This is a genomic window from Actinotignum schaalii FB123-CNA-2, from assembly GCF_000411135.1.
Classification (GTDB): domain Bacteria; phylum Actinomycetota; class Actinomycetes; order Actinomycetales; family Actinomycetaceae; genus Actinotignum; species Actinotignum schaalii_A.
The window spans coordinates 147,042-162,655 of record NZ_KE150263.1; the positions used below are offsets into that span (position 1 = coordinate 147,042).

Below are 15,614 nucleotides of genomic sequence, written 5' to 3' on the forward strand. Positions count from 1 at the left end.
CGCCTGGTTACAGGGGCGGGTTGACCTGTAAGCGCAGTGAACCACCCAGGCGCTGGGCGGAGTAGGCGCCGTAAGTTTTTCGTGCCTGCCTAGTGAGGGTGATTCCTCGGGAGAGCTCTGCCCGGCCATAAACGGTTATTTCGCCCGGCCGCGCGCCCGGCACCGGGCCAAGTAGCACGATTCCGGAAGCCAGTTCGAAGGCTCCCCCGGTAAGCAAATCAGCTTCTGTTTCTTTCCCGCTCTCCTGTTGCCATCCCTTGGACCCTAAATCGGGCGAAAACTGGGTGAAGAGATGCGCATCTTGTTCGCCGTGCGTTCCCTGCGTGCTTCGCGCCCCTGCCGTGCCTCTCATAGCTGCCGCGGCTTCCCCGCGGTTGAGCGCGGCGCGCAGCATGGCAAGGTAGGTACGCACATCCCCACTGGCCCCGGTGATTCCCACCCAGGTGGCGGTGGGAGGCAAATCCAGTTCGGCCCGTTGTTCGAGCAGCTCAGCGGCATATTCACCCAATTCCCACCGAGCGATCCTGTTGAGAAGCTCGGGAGGAGCTCCCCCGGCCACGAGCATATGACCGCCTTCTCCCGCGCAGCGCACCCGCGCCGCGACCCGCGCAAGCACCCGAATAAAACGTGTTTCAGCCCCTAAGCCTTCTCCGAGGAGGTAGCGTGCATCCAGCACCAATGCGGCAGCGAATCCTCCTTCAGCCTCCGGTTCCGCACCCGGTGTTGCCACCACGATCCGTGGGCGCTGGGAGACCTTCCCAATAATTCCCTCCGGGGAGTGTGCTCCGGAGAGAATAATGCCCACCCCGGGAAATGCCCGCCCGATTTCTTCCGCGGTGCGCGCTGAACCAATCCGGATAGCCCGCAGTTTCCCGTTCTGGCAGTGCCGGCAGCGCCACGGGTGCACCCGCACCCCGCAACGTTGGCATTGCAGAGGATCATGCGGAGTACTCTGGACCAAGTTCCCTCCGCAGATAGTGCATAGGGCGCGCTCCCCGCAATAAGCACAGCACAGCGCCGGGATGTACCCGCTACGCGGCACCAGAATGAGAACCGGGCCATCCTCCAGAGCCCGCCGCAGAATCGAGAACGCGGGCTGGGGCAGGCGTAAATGATCCGCTTCTCCCCCGGGCCACTGGTGAGGACCAGAAATATTCGGAAGCGCAGCCCGGCGCGCGGCCGCGGTACCATCCAGCAAACTGATGCGGTGTTCGGATAGTAATTGCGCGCATTCTTCACTCACATAGGGTGAGAAAGCGAGGAACGCAGCTTTTTCCCGCCGAGCCCGTTCCAGTAGCACATCACGCGCGGCCAGATAGGGCGCGCGGATATCCCGCAAGGTGGAGGCGGCATCATCCATGATGATGGCCAGTCCCAGGTCAGTGAGCGGTGCCCAAGCGGCCCCGCGGGTACCCACCACGATGCGTGATTGCCCTGAGATCACGCTCAAAAAAGCACGGTAGCGTTTTTCGTGTGATTCTTCAGAGACCATGAGCGTGGGCGTTTCCCCCACCCGGGTGGCGAGGGTAGCCTGCAGCGCTCGTGCGGCACGGGTGGTGGGAACAACCAGCAGGACACTGCGCCCGGCGTGCCGCACTGCTTGCACTGCCCGAACCAGGGCCTCCACTCCCCCGGCGGGCCCGGGTAGCGCAGCCATGCAGGCCCGCACGGATTTCCCGGCCCCGAGTGCCGCAAGGAATTCCGGCCCACCCCGATATGCTTCCCAGGGGCCCGGTTCAGGAGCCGGGCGCGGGCTGGCTAATGGGAAAGCCTCTTGGGCATCCGCCAAGAATTCTTTCGCGGCGCGCGCGTGCCGTTCCGGGATAGCGGTCCGCAATATATCAGCAACTGTTCCGGCATACTTATCGGCAAGGGTACGGGCAACCGAGTACACCGATGAGGTCAAAACGGGATATTCCGAGACTACCCGGTACAGGGGGCGCAGCCGCCCGCAGCCTTCCGTGATAGCATCCCGGGCAACGATAAATCCGCCCACCCGTTGCGCACCGAGATCTACCACCACCCGGGTTCCCACCCGGGCACTATCCGCGAATTTTTCAGGGATAAGGTAGTCAAATACCCGGTCCATATGGGGTTGGGAATGGAGCACATGAACATGCGCCACGGGATTTGCTACCTTGGAGCGCACGCGGGTGCGTGCCGGGCGCGCCTCAAGCAGTGCGCCTTGCTCCCCCATGAGAGGGAGGGCATCGAAATCAAAGAGTGTGCTCTCCATGCAACCTAGGATATCCCGGCCCTACGACAGAAAAATTCGCCGCGAAACTTCGGGCGCTAGATATCTTAGATACCTCACTTAGTCCTAGCTCAGTTATCCCTAGATAGCGCGGAGGAGTTCTTCGACTCGGTCCGTTTTTTCCCAGGTGAATTCGGGAAGTTCTCGGCCGAAGTGACCGTAGGAAGCCGTTTTCGCGAAAATGGGGCGTTTGAGTTGCAGGGAATCAATGATCGCCGCGGGGCGGAAATCGAAGACCTTCTGAACCGCGTTTTCAATACGTCCGAGTTCTTCTGTTTCCGTCCCGAAAGTATCCAGACGCACAGAAACCGGATGCGCCCGACCAATAGCGTAAGCCAGCTGGAGTTCGCACCTGGTAGCCAGCCCGGCCGCAACCACATTCTTGGCTGCCCAACGCGCCGCGTAGGCCGCGCTGCGATCCACCTTGGAGGCATCTTTTCCGGAGAAAGCCCCACCGCCGTGGCGGGCCATTCCACCGTAGGTATCCACGATGATCTTCCGCCCGGTTACACCGGCGTCACCCATCGGTCCGCCCACCACGAAACGCCCGGAGGGATTAACGAGAAGCGCGAATTTATCGGTATCGATATCGATATTTTCTTCTTCGAGAACGGGCGTCACCACGTGGTCACGCAGCGTTTCCGTCAGCCAGTCGCGTTGCACATTTTCGTCGTGCTGGCTGGAGATCACCACGGTATTGAGGGCCACGGGCCGCGCACCTTCGTAGTCAATAGTGACCTGAGTTTTACCATCGGGGCGCAATCCAGGAACGACACCTTCACGGCGCACCAGCGCGAGACGTTCGGCGAAGCGGTGGGCAAGCAGAATGGGCGCGGGCATGAGCGTTTTAGTCTCATTGCAGGCATAACCGAACATGAGACCCTGATCTCCGGCTCCCTGCAGGTCGAAATGATCGTATTCGGCCTCGCTGCTTTCCCGCCGTTCCAGCGAGGTATTAACACCGGCGGCAATATCCGGACTTTGTTCATCGATGGAGATCGTTACGCCGCAGGAGTTTCCGTCAAAGCCTACCTGCGAGGAGTTGTACCCGATCCCGGTCACAACATTGCGGATAATATGAGCGATATCCGCGTAAGCATCCGTGGTCACTTCACCGGCCACGTGCACCAGCCCCGTCGTCACCATCGTCTCCACGGCAACGCGCGAATTCTCATCCGACGCAAGCAGCGCGTCAAGGATGGAGTCAGAGATGAGGTCACACACCTTGTCGGGGTGTCCTTCCGTGACCGATTCGGACGTGAACGGTTGCCGGTAATGCATCGTATCCCCTCGCTATAAATTGAAACTACTTAGTCACTATTAGTCACCAGCGCCTGCCAGGTAAGGCAAGCCTTATTCTATACGTGCTCGGTGGTGAAATGATCGGCTATAAGACCCGCGATGAGAACAGCCATCTGAGCTTTGCTGCCCGCGCCGCTCGCAACGATCTCACCGGCCGGGGTGACCACAGTGATCTCAGTGGGCACCTCACCAAATCCTGTTTTCTCCCCAACTCGATTGATCACAAGTAAATCAGCGCCTTTACGCCGCGCTTTTTCCCGTCCGTAATCTAAGACGCTTCCACCTGCGTCCCCGGTTTCCGCCGCGAAACCCACGATGAGCTGCCCCGGGCGGCGGCGCCGGTGGGAAATATCAGCCAAAATATCCGGATTTTCTACCAGTTCGACGACGCGTTTGCCGCTGCCGTCTTTTTTCTGTTTACTTGCAGCGGGTTCGGCCGGGCGAAAATCAGCAACCGCTGCGCTCATGACCACGCCGTCCACATTCTTCACCCGCGCGAGAACGGCTTCGTGAAGATCACGAGCCGAACTAACCGGAACAATCTCAGCACCCCGAGCAAGTGCGGTAATATCACGGGCTACATGGGCCGCCAGTACCGTCACCCGTGCCCCACGCTCGAGCAAAGCCCGAGCGATTTCCAGACCAAAACGCCCCGAAGAACGGTTGCCGATAAAACGCACCGGGTCAAGGGCTTCGTGGGTACCACCCGCTGTGACAAGGATGTGCCGCCCGCACAGCGAGGCCTGTTCCGCACTGCCCGGCGCCGCACCTACTTTCGGGTGCGCGCCGGTGAGCATCTCCCAGGATTGTACAAAAATCTCTTCCGGTTCCGGCAGTCGGCCCGGACCGGAATCCGCTCCGGTGAGTTGCCCGCTAGCGGGTGGAATAATATGTATCCCGCGATCCTGCAGCACCGCAATATTTTCTTGAGTAGCCGGATGCTCCCACATTTGGGTATGCATCGCGGGTGCCATCACCACCGGGCATTGGGCCACCAGCAGAGTATTGAGAAGAAGGTTATCAGCTATTCCCGCCCGGGCCTTCGCAATCGTATTCGCAGTTGCCGGAGCGACCACAACCAGGTCGGCTTCTTTTCCGAGCCGAACATGCGCGACTTCATCAGCATGTTCACTGGTCCGAACAAGAACAGGATGGTGTGTCAGAGCTTCCCACGTGGTGGCCCCAACCATCTCCATGGCGGCCGGGGTGGGAATAACGTGCACATCCGCACCGGCTTTCACGAAGAGCCGGACGAGGTGGGCCGCCTTATAGGCGGCGATACCTCCGGTTACGCCGATAACGACGCGCGGTGCGTGCTCTACTTTTCGTCCAGCTGCCATTCGAGCTTGTCCTCGGCGATTTCGCGCAGCGCGATGGACAGGGGCTTTTCTTCCGGTTCCGCCGAGACAAGCGCACCGTAATGCTCGATATTGCCGTCCCCGCGCGCCATTTCCTGCTTGTAGGAGTTGATCTGACGCGCACGATCCGCTGCAAGCACGCACAGTGCGTACTTCGAGTCAATCTTCGCGAGAAGATCGTCAATAGGCGGATTGGTAATGCCTTCGGGTTCCGGAACAGTTCCGAACATGTAGTTCCCTTCTGGATAAACGCGGTACCGCACATGGGCACCACCGTGAAGCTTCGGCCTTTTATTCTAACGCTTCGGGGCAATAAGGTCGAGAATTTCACCGGTGGCACGTGCCACGGTGTCATTAACGACGACGGCATCAAACTCCCCCTGCGCAGCTAATTCGCCACGAGCGGTTTCCAGGCGGCGTTCAATGGCCTCCTCGGTTTCGGTACCACGGCCGCGCAACCGCGCCTCAAGTTCCTGGAACGACGGCGGTGCTAGGAAAATCTGGAAGGCTTCGGGCAGCGACTGGCGAACTTGGCGCGCCCCTGCCAGATCAATTTCAAGAAGCGGAATTTTTCCGGCTGCGTATGCATCCAGCACGGGTTGCCGCGGGGTCCCGTAACGGTGCTTCCCGTGAACGATAGCCCATTCGAGCATCTCCCCACTTTCCACGAGGTGATCGAAGTGCTCATCATCCACAAAGAAGTAGGATTCCCCTTCACGTTCCCCCGGGCGAGGCGCGCGCGTGGTGGCAGAAATAGAGAGCCAAATACGCGGTTCCTGCGCGAGCAGCTGCGCAACTACGGTTCCCTTTCCTACCCCGGAAGGGCCGGCAAGCACGCAAATACGGCGATGATCCTCAGATGTCATGACATTTATTGTGCCATAGCAATACGACGCAAATTTCGGGCGCTAGAGCCCTCATCAGTCGCCAAGAGTAGTTTACTTTGGCCCTGACGAAGCTATTAACCGAAAAGCGCGATGAGGGCCGCGGTTTGATGTACGCCCAATCCGCGCACGCGCCGGGAAGGAGCAATCCCAATATCGGCCATGGCCCGCGCGGCCTTGGCTTCACCGATACCGGGAAGTGCCCGCAGCAACACGCTGGCACGGGTGCGCGCAATGACCGGATCATCGCGCTGAGCCAAAACCTCCGAAAGGTGCAGCTGCCCTGATTTCAGTTGCTGCAATAGTTCCGCGCGGCGCCGCCGTGTTTCGGCGGCCTTATCCAAAGCGGCGAGACGCTGCTCCGGAGTAAGTGGTGGTACCTCCACAGTGTCCCCTTTCTAGCGCATCAGATATACCCTGGTGCTCATAACAATTCCGTCAACATCAGTCACGGCGACGCTGACGCTACGAAACTTCCTCGTCTTGTTAGTAGCGTAGAGCGAAATAGTCCTAAATAATATAAGGAGCCACGCCCTTGTTTTTTTATAAAACCATCGCGGCAGGTCAGCGCCGCGGCTTGTGACGAAGTTCGCGGCGGGCAGCGGCTTCCGGGTAGGCTACAGCCATGGAAACAGCCCGGATTGACGTATGGCTCTGGAGTGTGCGCCAGTGCAAAACCCGTTCGCTGGCCACGTCTGAATGCAAGGCGGGCCACGTGCGCATCAACGATGAACCGGTCAAGCCCGCCGCGAAGGTCCGTGTTGGTGATGTGGTACGCTACCGGGTGGAAGGTTTTGATCGGATTCTTAAAGTTACCGGGATTATTACCAAGCGGACGAGCGCTCCGCTAGCTCGGGAGAATTACGAGGATCTCACCCCGGTGCGGGAAAAAATTTATCTACCTGTTATGCGGCGCGATCCTGGCAGCGGCCGGCCTACCAAGAAAGAACGGCGCGAACTCGACCGATTGTTCGGCCGCAATTCCAATTATGGCCGCCGGTAAGTTTCCGGGAGTTCAGGGGTTCACCGTCATCGTTTAACAGCACAAGCCGTATATCAAGCACAAAAATGGCGAGTTTCCGTGATGTCAATTCACGGAAACTCGCCATGAGTTACTGGTGGACCGGGAAACTCTTATTCTTCGGTGCTGACCCGCGCGGCTTCGGGGTCATCCAGCTGACCGGTGCGGATAGCGGCGATCAGGCCGACCTCATCGGATTCCGAAGAGTCGCTTTTTTCTCCAGCTTCTACCGCGCTAGCGGCGGCGTTCTGAAGAATAGGTGCGTTCCCGCTTTCCTCGCGTTCGCGGATATCGGCAGCCTTGTTGAGCACGCCCATCACAAAACCGACCGAGCGATCCGTGGAGAATTCACGCACGAGGTTCGTCCATTCCACAATAACGGCACCGCGGAAGGTCCCCAGGTACATGAGTTCGGCAACCGCGCCGCGCAAAGCGCTGCGATCCACCGCGTTCATGCGTTCGAGTGACCAGTCCTCCGAGGAAGCCTCAATGAGGGTATCCACCTGCGACATTTGCTGCGCGTAAGCTGTCACGATCTGCGAACCAAATTCCCCAATGGGAACCTGAGCGGTAGAGATACGCTGACGCTCGGCAAGCAGCTCGAGGATACCCGTTTCCGAGGTGATGTTTTTTTCATCAGCTTCGAAAAGCACATCCAAGGCGCGATGACGCTGAGTGGAACGGCCTGTGGACCGGCGTTTCTTCTGTTTAGCCATTAGTCATTCGCCCGGGAAATGTATTCACCGGTGCGCGTATCAACCTTAATCTTGTCCCCAATATTGAGGAAGAGCGGCACCTGGAGTTCGTACCCGGTCTGCACCGTAGCCGGCTTGGTGCCGGCATTAGAACGGTCACCCTGCAGACCCGGTTCGGTTTCCGTCACTTCGAGAATCACCGATGCGGGGAGTTCCACGAACAGTACATTACCTTCGTGGAAAGCAACGATGGCCTTCTGGTTCTCCAGCAGGAAGTTCGCCAGATTACCCATGACCTCAGCGGTAACCGGAACCTGTTCGTAGGTATCCTCATCCATGAAGATGAAATCGGTGCCGTCATGATAGAGGTACTGCATATCGCGGCGGTCCACGGTGGCGGTTTCGACCTTAATGCCCGCGTTGAGGGTGCGATCTACGGTCTTACCGGAGAGGACATTCTTCAGTTTGGTCCGCACGAAAGCGGGGCCCTTGCCCGGCTTGACGTGCTGGAACTCAACAACCTGCCACAGCTGGTTGTCGAATACCAGGACCATGCCATTCTTCAAATCATTGGTTGTTGCCACAAGGTATCCTTTCACAAATAGTCCTCCCCAAGTTTACACGGGGAGTTTCATCTTTGCGACGCGGCCATATTTTCGGCCGTTGCTGCACTTCCACCGGTTGATGTCGCTCTTATCTCGAGTGCCTCGCGCTACTTTTCCTTCGCGGCCTCACTGCACACATCCAAGGCCGCGCGAATCCGGCGCACTACCCGGTGCGGCGAACCCCCGTCGGAAGTTACCGTCACGCTTGCCACGTCGCGGTAGAGCGGAGTGCGTTCCCGGTCGAGTTCGCGTAGCCGCGCCGCAGGATTATCCTCGAGGAGCGGGCGGCGAGTGCGCGAGCCGGTAATACGCCGCACCAGAATATCCATACGTGCTTCGATCAGGACCACGGGATAGCCCCGGAGTGCTTGCCGGGTGGCACCGCTCAAAATAGCGCCTCCTCCCAGGGAGAGCACACCGTCAAAATTCGCGAGGGTACGCGCGATAATATCGGCTTCTAGCCTGCGGAATCCTTCTTCTCCCACCGTCTGGAAAATCTCCGGGATGCTCTGCCCCGTTTCGCTGACGATAAGAGCATCCGAATCTGCAAAGGGAAGTTGAAGATCTTTGGCCAGCAGCTTTCCCACGGTCGATTTGCCCACTCCAGGCATCCCGACCAAGACTGCCCGCACGCTCATCGGCGTTCCTCCGGGATGCGATCCAGGTAGGCGCGCACCGCCGCCTGGGTATCGCCTAGAGTGTCGCCTCCGAATTTATCCTGGATTGCTTCCGCGAGAACCAGCGCCATCATCGCTTCGCAGATGACCGCCCCGGGAACCACAGCACTTGCATCGCTGCGCTGGTGCAGCGCGGTAGTGGCTTCCCCGGTTTCAGTATCGATGGTGCGCAGGGCCCGCGGGACGGTGGAAATAGGTTTGAAAGCGACCCGTACCCGAATCGTTTCACCATTGGACATGCCGCCTTCGATTCCACCCGCACGATTGGTCAGGCGCCGCACGCCTTCTGCTGTGCGCACGATCTCATCATGGGCCTGGCTGCCGAGCCGGCCTGCGGTAGCGAATCCATCTCCGATTTCCACGCCTTTAACCGCTTGAATCGACATCATGGCCCGGGCCAGTTCCGCGTCGAGTCGCCCGTAAGGTGTTGCGTAACTACCCAGTCCCTGCGGCACGCCATAGGCGAGAACTTCGACGACGCCTCCCAGGGTGTCCCCCGCTTTCTTCGCCCGATCAACTTCCTCCATCATGGCCCGCGCAGTATCCTCATCCAGACAGCGCACCGGCGAGGTATCAAGAGCTGCAGCATCGGCTGGCCCAGGAACAATCCCTGAGGTATCACTCACGCTACCGAGCGCCACCACGCGGGAAAGGATAGTGATTCCGGCGCTTTGGTTCGCGTACTCGCGGGCAATAGCACCCAGGGCCACCCGGGCCGCAGTTTCCCGAGCCGAAGCGCGTTCAAGGACGTTTCGAGCATCGTTGTGGTCATATTTGTTCATGCCGGTGAGATCAGCATGTCCGGGCCGGGGCGCGGTGAGGCGTTTATTCCGGGCAAGTTCTTGGCTATCTCCCCGCCCGGCATTGCGCAGCAGGGCTTCGGGTGGAACCGGATCAACGGACATAACCGCTTCCCATTTGGGCCATTCGGAATTCTCAATGACGAGCGCGATCGGCGACCCAAGTGTGGCTCCGTGCCGCAATCCGGTGAGAACGTGGAGTTTGTCCTGTTCGAATTTCTGGCGAGCACCGCGCCCATAGCCGAGCCGGCGGCGGGCCAAGTGATCCCGAATGGTATCTGAACTCAGGCTCAAGCCCGCTGGGATTCCCTCAATAAGCGCCACGAGGGCTGCTCCGTGGGATTCCCCCGCTGTTGACCACCGAATCATCCGCGTCCTTCCCCGTTCCCTATGTACATAGTTCCCGTTACCGATCTCGGCCACCCGTGCTGATACTACAGCGGTGACGGGTTCCAGTTCGCCCGCTATGCCCCGGAGGTGCCGAGGAGACGGGCGCCTCCCTATCCTAGCCCGGCCAGCCACGCGAGGGCGCCACCGCCCATGAGCCACGGCCCGAGCGGCACCGCATCGGCCAGGGTGAGCTGGGCGCTCAACACCCGTACCGCGGCGAAAATACCCGCGCCCGCAACACTGAGAAGCAAGACCAGACCGAGCTGTGAGCCCGTCCACCATCCCAGCACGATAAGCATTTTGACATCACCCCACCCGAGCTGCGCGAGGCGATGCGTCACATAGCCGCCCAGGCCGGCCACGGCTCCGATACCGATATTCTCCCACTGCCCGCGCAGCGCTATTCCCGTGAGTGCCACTCCCCCGGCCGCGGCCAGCAACGGATCGGGAAGGAGCTGCACCCGCGCGTCCACCACCGCGGCAAGTGCCAGGCACGCCCCGCACACGGCCTCGCAAAGAAGCGCAAGCACACCGGTACTCAGGAACGCTCCGGCGCCCAGGTACGCGCCGGCAGAGCTAGCCGCACCCGCTTCAATAACCTGGTTCCCACCGCCAAGCGCACCTACCGAACGCGACCATCCCAAGCCCGTCCAGGACAGGCTCAGACCCAGCATGAGCAACACCGCTACCGGTGGGCTGAGGGTGCCGCGCAGAATGCGCTCGCGGGAAAAGAAGGGCATGCGCCCAGGTTACGGATTCCCCGGCACCTCAACCAGCCCCAGCCTGCGCCCTGTGGATAGCACAGCACTTTGGGCAGCCTGGGGATAAAATCTGGCACCGACACATCGATATGTGCCAGAGTGTCACTGCGCCGTCGTACCTATATGCGGCTACGCTAGTGGTCCTTTTTCTCTCCGTCCGGGTGTGCGGCGTACCATTCGCGGAACTCGGCCTGGAAACGCATCTGTTCCTCGTAATCGGCCGTGAATTTCGTTTCTCCGGTTTCCAGATTGACCGTGGTGAAATAGAGCCAATTACCTTCGGCCGGATTAACCGCCGCCTCAATGGCTTCCACACCGGGTGCCCCGATAGCGGTGGGCGGTAGGCCCTTCACCCGGTAGGTGTTATAGGGATTCTCCGCATCCAATTCAGCCCGGGTGGGTACCCCGCCGGATTTGCCAACCCCGTAGAGCACGGTGGAATCCATCTGAAGACGCCCCGCTACTTCCGGGGCATTATCCCCGAGTCGGTTCTCAATGACACGGGCAATTTTCGGGTAATCTGCCGGATGCCCTTCGCGTTCCACGATGGACGCAGTAGTGAGCACTGCCTGCCACCGACTCCGTTCCGCACCGCTGGCTTCCAGGCGCCCGACCTGAACTTCTACCATCTGCTGGAGTGCCTCGGTCACCGTGGTATTCGGATCAAAATCATAGGTGGCGGGCGCCAGCCAACCTTCCACGTTACCGCCGGCTTCCGCGGGTAGACCGATAGCTGCGGCATCGTTCATCGCATCTTCGACCACTCCGACGTCAATATCCATGAGGTTACCGAGCCGGTCACGCACCTGCCATTTGGTAAATCCCTCGGGAATCGTCACTTTAATCGTGGCGGCATTGGCCGGGTCCAGTAGCGCGGAAAGCGCGGCCGATGCCGACATCTGTTCACGCAGGGTATAAGCCCCAGCCTGGATGCCCGTGGAGCGCGGATCCCGGGAAAATACGTCAATAAATGCGCCTTCGGTGGCCACGATATTTTTCTCGGCGAGTACCGCGGCGATCTGGCGCCCGGTAGCCCCTTCTGGAATCCGCACCACCACCTGGCCGGTTCCTTCTCCGCTGTAGTCACGCACGGTATCAGAGCTGTGCAGCAGGCGCGGGAAGAAAATAACAGCCGCAGCGGTGAGCGCGGTGACAAGCAAAACAGTAATAATTCCGGTGGTGATGCGCTTACGTCGGCGCAAGCGGGCACGCTCAGTACGCCGCGCAGCAGCCCGACGCCTCGCCTCCGCAGCATTGCGGCCTTCTGAATTTCGCCCCGATGGACCACGCCCCGCCGGTACCCGCCCGGAACTTCCGCGCCCCTGCGAGCCGCGTCCGTAGGGATGACTTCCGCGTGCCCCGCCTCGCGGCGCAGTGCCGCGCTGGGAGCCACCTCCGTGAGAGCTGCGCCGCGCACCCGATTGGCGACGGCGCGGGATGTCGGCGTCATCCGCACTCAAGCGGTCAAAAACGTCACTCATTATCGCCTTTCGCTTCGCTTTGCGCTTCGGTCTGTGCCGCCACAAGTTCGCCGGCGGGTGCGCCGGTGAGCCTCTCTGCTTCCAACGCATTATTAAGAATAACGGTCGCCGCAACCTGGTCAACAACGGCACGGTGGCTCCGCGAGCTGCGCCCGGCCTGATGCAATTGGGCATGGGCGGCCACCGTGGAGAGCCGCTCGTCGAATAAGCGCACCGGAACCGGGGCGATACGCCGGGCTAAACGCCGCGCCCACCTGCGCGAATACCGTGCGGAGGCCCCTTCGCTCCCGTCCATATTGCGCGGCAGCCCCACGATTACTTCCATGGCGCCGCGCTCGCGCACCTCGCGAGCAACTTCACTTACATCCGTGCCGTTCGCCGGGAGCGTGGCGACCGGAGTGGCGAGGATGCCGTCACTATCGCAACTGGCCACGCCGGTACGCGCCCGTCCTACGTCCACTCCGATCCGCACGCCTCGCCGCATTAGCCGCGCAGCTCCGCTTCCAGAACCGCGAGGGCATCATCCAGCTTGGTCACATCCGAACCACCGCCCTGCGCGAGATCCGGCTTACCGCCGCCGCCCCCGCCCAGGATCTTGGCCGCGCGGGAAACCAACGCTCCGGCCTTTATCCCGGCACTGCGCGCCGCTTCGGAAGCCGCCACCACGATGAGGGGCCGCTCATTGCTAATCCCGGTAATAATGACGATGAAATCCTCGGAGGGGGCCAACCGCCCGCGGATCTCCGTCGCGAGTACCCGCAGGTCATCCGCGCTGTCTACCACGCCAAGATGGGCGCGATAGAGGGTGCGGCTACCCAGGTGCACACCCTGGGAAATAACCGTGTCCACCTGCCCCACAATATCTTTTTGACGCAGCGCCGCGATTTGCTTTTCAGCCGCTTTCAGCTTGCCGAGCATGGTGTCAATACGCTCGGGAAGTTCCTCCGGGCGCACCCCCATCATCGCTGTGAGCTGGGAAACCAGGGCGCGTTCACGTGCCCCCTGCGCGTAGGCGCTTTCACCCACCAGCGCGTCAATTCGGCGCACCCCGGAACCGATGGAGGATTCACCCAATACGGTAATCATCCCGATTTCACCGGTATTGGCCACGTGGGTGCCGGCGCAGAATTCCCGCGACCAGGCATCATCAATGGACACCACCCGCACGATATCGCCGTATTTCTCTCCGAAGAGCATTTGTGCCCCGAGTTTCTTGGCTTCTTCAATCGGGTATTCCGCCCACGTGACTTCCAGGTTGTCCTGGAGGCGTTCATTGGCACGCGCCTCGATTTGCGTCATAACGTCCACCGGGATTTGCGAACCGTGCCGGAAATCAAAACGCAGCCGCGAGGGAGCATCCTCGGAACCGGCCTGGGTAGCCTGCTCCCCGATAAATTCGTGGAGCACCTTGTGGATCATATGGGTTGCGGTATGCGCCTGAGCGATCCGGTGGCGACGTAGGGTATCGATTTGCGCGTGGACGATGTCACCCACCGCGATGGTCCCTTCGGTAAGCGAACCGCGATGCACATGCAATCCCTTGACGGGCGCCTGGACGTCAACGACGTCGAACATACCGCCCCCGGCGACGCTAATGGTACCGTGATCGGCCAGCTGCCCGCCCATTTCGGCGTAGAAGGGGGTCTTGTCCAAAATAACATCGGCATCGGAAGGCGCCGTGACCGCGGGCACCGGCACCCCGTTTTCAAGGATGGCCACCACGCGTGCTTCCGCAGCCTTTTCGAAGTAGCCGAGGAAGGAGGTGGGCCCGCCCTGCGCATCGAGAATCTCGTGGTAGACATGCGCGTCCACATGCCCGGTCTTCTTCGCCTGCGCATCTGCCCGCGCGCGTTCACGCTGCTCGGTCATGAGGGCCCGGAAGCCCTTTTCGTCCACAGCCACGCCCTTTTCGGCCGCCATTTCCAAGGTGAGGTCGATGGGGAATCCGTAGGTGTCGTGCAGCGTGAAAGCCGCTGAGCCGGGAATAATCACCTTGCCGGTATGCGGCGTGCTCTTTGCCGAATCCACGGCCGCCGCGAAAATCTGTTCGCCGGTGGCCAGGGTACGCCGGAAGGCAGCTTCTTCTTCCACCGCCACCTGGTGAATCTGCCCGAAGTTTTCCTCCAGATCGGGGTAGGACTCCTTCATGGCGTTCTTCGAGGTTTCCACCAGGTCACCGAGGACCGCGGCATCCACCCCGAGCAAACGGACCGAACGGATGGCGCGCCGCATGAGCCGGCGCAGCACGTAGCCGCGTCCGTCATTACCCGGGCGCACGCCGTCGTTAATAAGCATCATGGCCGAGCGCACGTGGTCGGCGATCACGCGCATGCGAACGTCATCTTCCTCATTCGCGCCGTAGGTACGCCCGGTGAGTTCCTGGGTGCGGGCAATAACCGGCCAAACCTCATCGGTTTCGTACATGTTATTTTTACCCTGGAGCAGGAAGGCGATACGCTCCAGGCCCGCGCCGGTATCGATAGCGGTTTGGTCCAGTTCCCCGAGCAGCGGGTAGTCGCTTCCGGAGCCTTCCCCGCGCCGGTACTGGTCGAAAACGAGGTTCCACACTTCCAGGTAGCGGTCCCCGCCCGGGTCCACGGTCCCGCCCACGGCGTCCGGGCCGTATTCGGGGCCGCGGTCGTAATGAATTTCCGCGCAGGGACCGGCCGGTCCAGGCTGGCCCGTGGACCAGAAAATTTCTTCCCGGGTCAGCTTGACGATATGGGCCGGATTGACGCCCACCTCAACGAGCTTAGCGAAAGAGACCTCATCTTCTTCCCAGATGGTCACCCACATGCGCTCGATGTCCAGGCCGTAGCCGCCTTCTTCCAGCGGCGCGCACAGCAGCCCGAAGGCCAGGTCGATAGCGCCTTCTTTGAAGTAGTCCCCGAAGGAGAAATTGCCGCACATCTGGAAGAAAGTACCGTGCCGCGTGGTTTTACCAACGTTATCGATGTCATTGGTACGGATGCACTTCTGTACCGAGGCTACCCTCGGCCACGGAGCTCGCTGCGTTCCCACGATATAAGGAATGAAGGGAACCATGCCGGCAATCGTGAACAAAATGGAGGGATCGGGCGACACGAGGGGCACGGACGGCTCAATATGATGGTCGTGCTTCGCGAAGTAATCCAGCCAGCGCCGGCGAATCTCAGCGGTGCGCATACGTATTTGTCTCCTTATGGCTTATGTGGCCGTTCCGACCACGCACCTATGGTACAGGCTCTCCCGCCCGGTATTTTCGAGGCGCGGGCGGGAGTGGCATATTTTTTACGACGACGCCGCAGCTACCTGCGTGGGCGCGACAAGCAGCGGCGAGCATCGCTTTCACATAGCTAAAAGCTATGAAATAAAGGAAGGGCACACCTTTCCGGGTGCACCCTTCC

The 15,614-nt window shown here is 60.6% G+C and carries 14 protein-coding genes and 1 pseudogene; 1 reads left to right on the forward strand and 14 read right to left on the reverse strand.

Annotated features, from left to right (window positions below; translation table 11 throughout):
* Positions 1–7: 7 nt before the first annotated feature.
* The 6 genes and pseudogenes from HMPREF9237_RS05885 to mihF all read right to left on the reverse strand — a co-directional run bounded on the left by HMPREF9237_RS05885 (position 8) and on the right by mihF (position 6,184).
* Positions 8–2,236, reverse strand: coding sequence for a primosomal protein N' (locus HMPREF9237_RS05885; RefSeq protein ID WP_016442818.1), 2,229 nt, complete (start codon positions 2,234–2,236; stop codon positions 8–10).
* 99 nt (positions 2,237–2,335) lie between these two features.
* Positions 2,336–3,535, reverse strand: coding sequence for a methionine adenosyltransferase (metK, locus tag HMPREF9237_RS05890; RefSeq protein WP_016442819.1), 1,200 nt, complete (start codon positions 3,533–3,535; stop codon positions 2,336–2,338).
* Positions 3,536–3,612: 77 nt separating this feature from the next.
* On the reverse strand, positions 3,613–4,896 hold the full coding sequence (coaBC, locus tag HMPREF9237_RS05895) for a bifunctional phosphopantothenoylcysteine decarboxylase/phosphopantothenate--cysteine ligase CoaBC (protein ID WP_016442820.1): 1,284 nt from the start codon (positions 4,894–4,896) through the stop codon (positions 3,613–3,615).
* Positions 4,896–5,144, reverse strand: a pseudogene (gene rpoZ / locus HMPREF9237_RS05900) (DNA-directed RNA polymerase subunit omega); the annotation flags it as partial. The pseudogene rpoZ and the gene coaBC, both read right to left, overlap by 1 nt.
* Positions 5,145–5,210: 66 nt before the next feature.
* Positions 5,211–5,780, reverse strand: coding sequence for a guanylate kinase (gmk, locus tag HMPREF9237_RS05905; RefSeq protein WP_016442822.1), 570 nt, complete (start codon positions 5,778–5,780; stop codon positions 5,211–5,213).
* A gap of 95 nt (positions 5,781–5,875) precedes the next feature.
* On the reverse strand, positions 5,876–6,184 hold the full coding sequence (mihF, locus tag HMPREF9237_RS05910; RefSeq protein WP_016442823.1) for an integration host factor, actinobacterial type: 309 nt from the start codon (positions 6,182–6,184) through the stop codon (positions 5,876–5,878).
* Positions 6,185–6,423: 239 nt separating this feature from the next.
* On the opposite strand from mihF, the gene HMPREF9237_RS05915 reads away from it, so the two are divergent.
* Positions 6,424–6,801, forward strand: a complete 378-nt coding sequence (locus HMPREF9237_RS05915; protein WP_016442824.1) for an RNA-binding S4 domain-containing protein — start codon at positions 6,424–6,426, stop codon at positions 6,799–6,801.
* Positions 6,802–6,932: 131 nt separating this feature from the next.
* Here HMPREF9237_RS05915 and HMPREF9237_RS05920 read toward each other — a convergent pair whose 3' ends face one another.
* The 8 genes from HMPREF9237_RS05920 to alaS all read right to left on the reverse strand — a co-directional run bounded on the left by HMPREF9237_RS05920 (position 6,933) and on the right by alaS (position 15,393).
* Positions 6,933–7,535, reverse strand: a complete 603-nt coding sequence (locus HMPREF9237_RS05920; protein ID WP_016442825.1) for a transcription antitermination protein NusB — start codon at positions 7,533–7,535, stop codon at positions 6,933–6,935.
* Positions 7,535–8,098 (reverse strand): elongation factor P, encoded by a 564-nt coding sequence (gene efp, locus HMPREF9237_RS05925; protein ID WP_016442826.1) that lies wholly within the window; start codon positions 8,096–8,098, stop codon positions 7,535–7,537. Before efp ends, HMPREF9237_RS05920 begins: the two co-directional genes overlap by 1 nt.
* 128 nt (positions 8,099–8,226) lie before the next feature.
* Entirely contained in the window at positions 8,227–8,757 is a 531-nt protein-coding gene (locus HMPREF9237_RS05930; protein WP_016442827.1) for a shikimate kinase, read from the reverse strand.
* Positions 8,754–9,965 carry a chorismate synthase gene (gene aroC, locus HMPREF9237_RS05935; RefSeq protein ID WP_016442828.1) on the reverse strand — a complete coding sequence of 404 codons (1,212 nt, stop codon included), beginning with the start codon at positions 9,963–9,965 and terminating at the stop codon, positions 8,754–8,756. The genes HMPREF9237_RS05930 and aroC overlap by 4 nt, the downstream gene beginning before the upstream one ends.
* 131 nt (positions 9,966–10,096) lie before the next feature.
* Complete coding sequence (locus tag HMPREF9237_RS05940) at positions 10,097–10,726, reverse strand: prepilin peptidase (protein WP_016442829.1); 630 nt, start codon at positions 10,724–10,726, stop codon at positions 10,097–10,099.
* Between the two features lie 155 nt (positions 10,727–10,881).
* On the reverse strand, positions 10,882–12,228 hold the full coding sequence (mltG, locus tag HMPREF9237_RS05945) for an endolytic transglycosylase MltG (protein WP_016442830.1): 1,347 nt from the start codon (positions 12,226–12,228) through the stop codon (positions 10,882–10,884).
* Positions 12,221–12,712: a Holliday junction resolvase RuvX gene (gene ruvX, locus HMPREF9237_RS05950; protein WP_016442831.1), complete on the reverse strand. Its 492-nt coding sequence runs from the start codon at positions 12,710–12,712 to the stop codon at positions 12,221–12,223. The genes mltG and ruvX overlap by 8 nt, the downstream gene beginning before the upstream one ends.
* Positions 12,712–15,393, reverse strand: coding sequence for an alanine--tRNA ligase (gene alaS, locus HMPREF9237_RS05955; RefSeq protein ID WP_016442832.1), 2,682 nt, complete (start codon positions 15,391–15,393; stop codon positions 12,712–12,714). The genes ruvX and alaS overlap by 1 nt, the downstream gene beginning before the upstream one ends.
* Between the last annotated feature and the right edge of the window lie 221 nt (positions 15,394–15,614).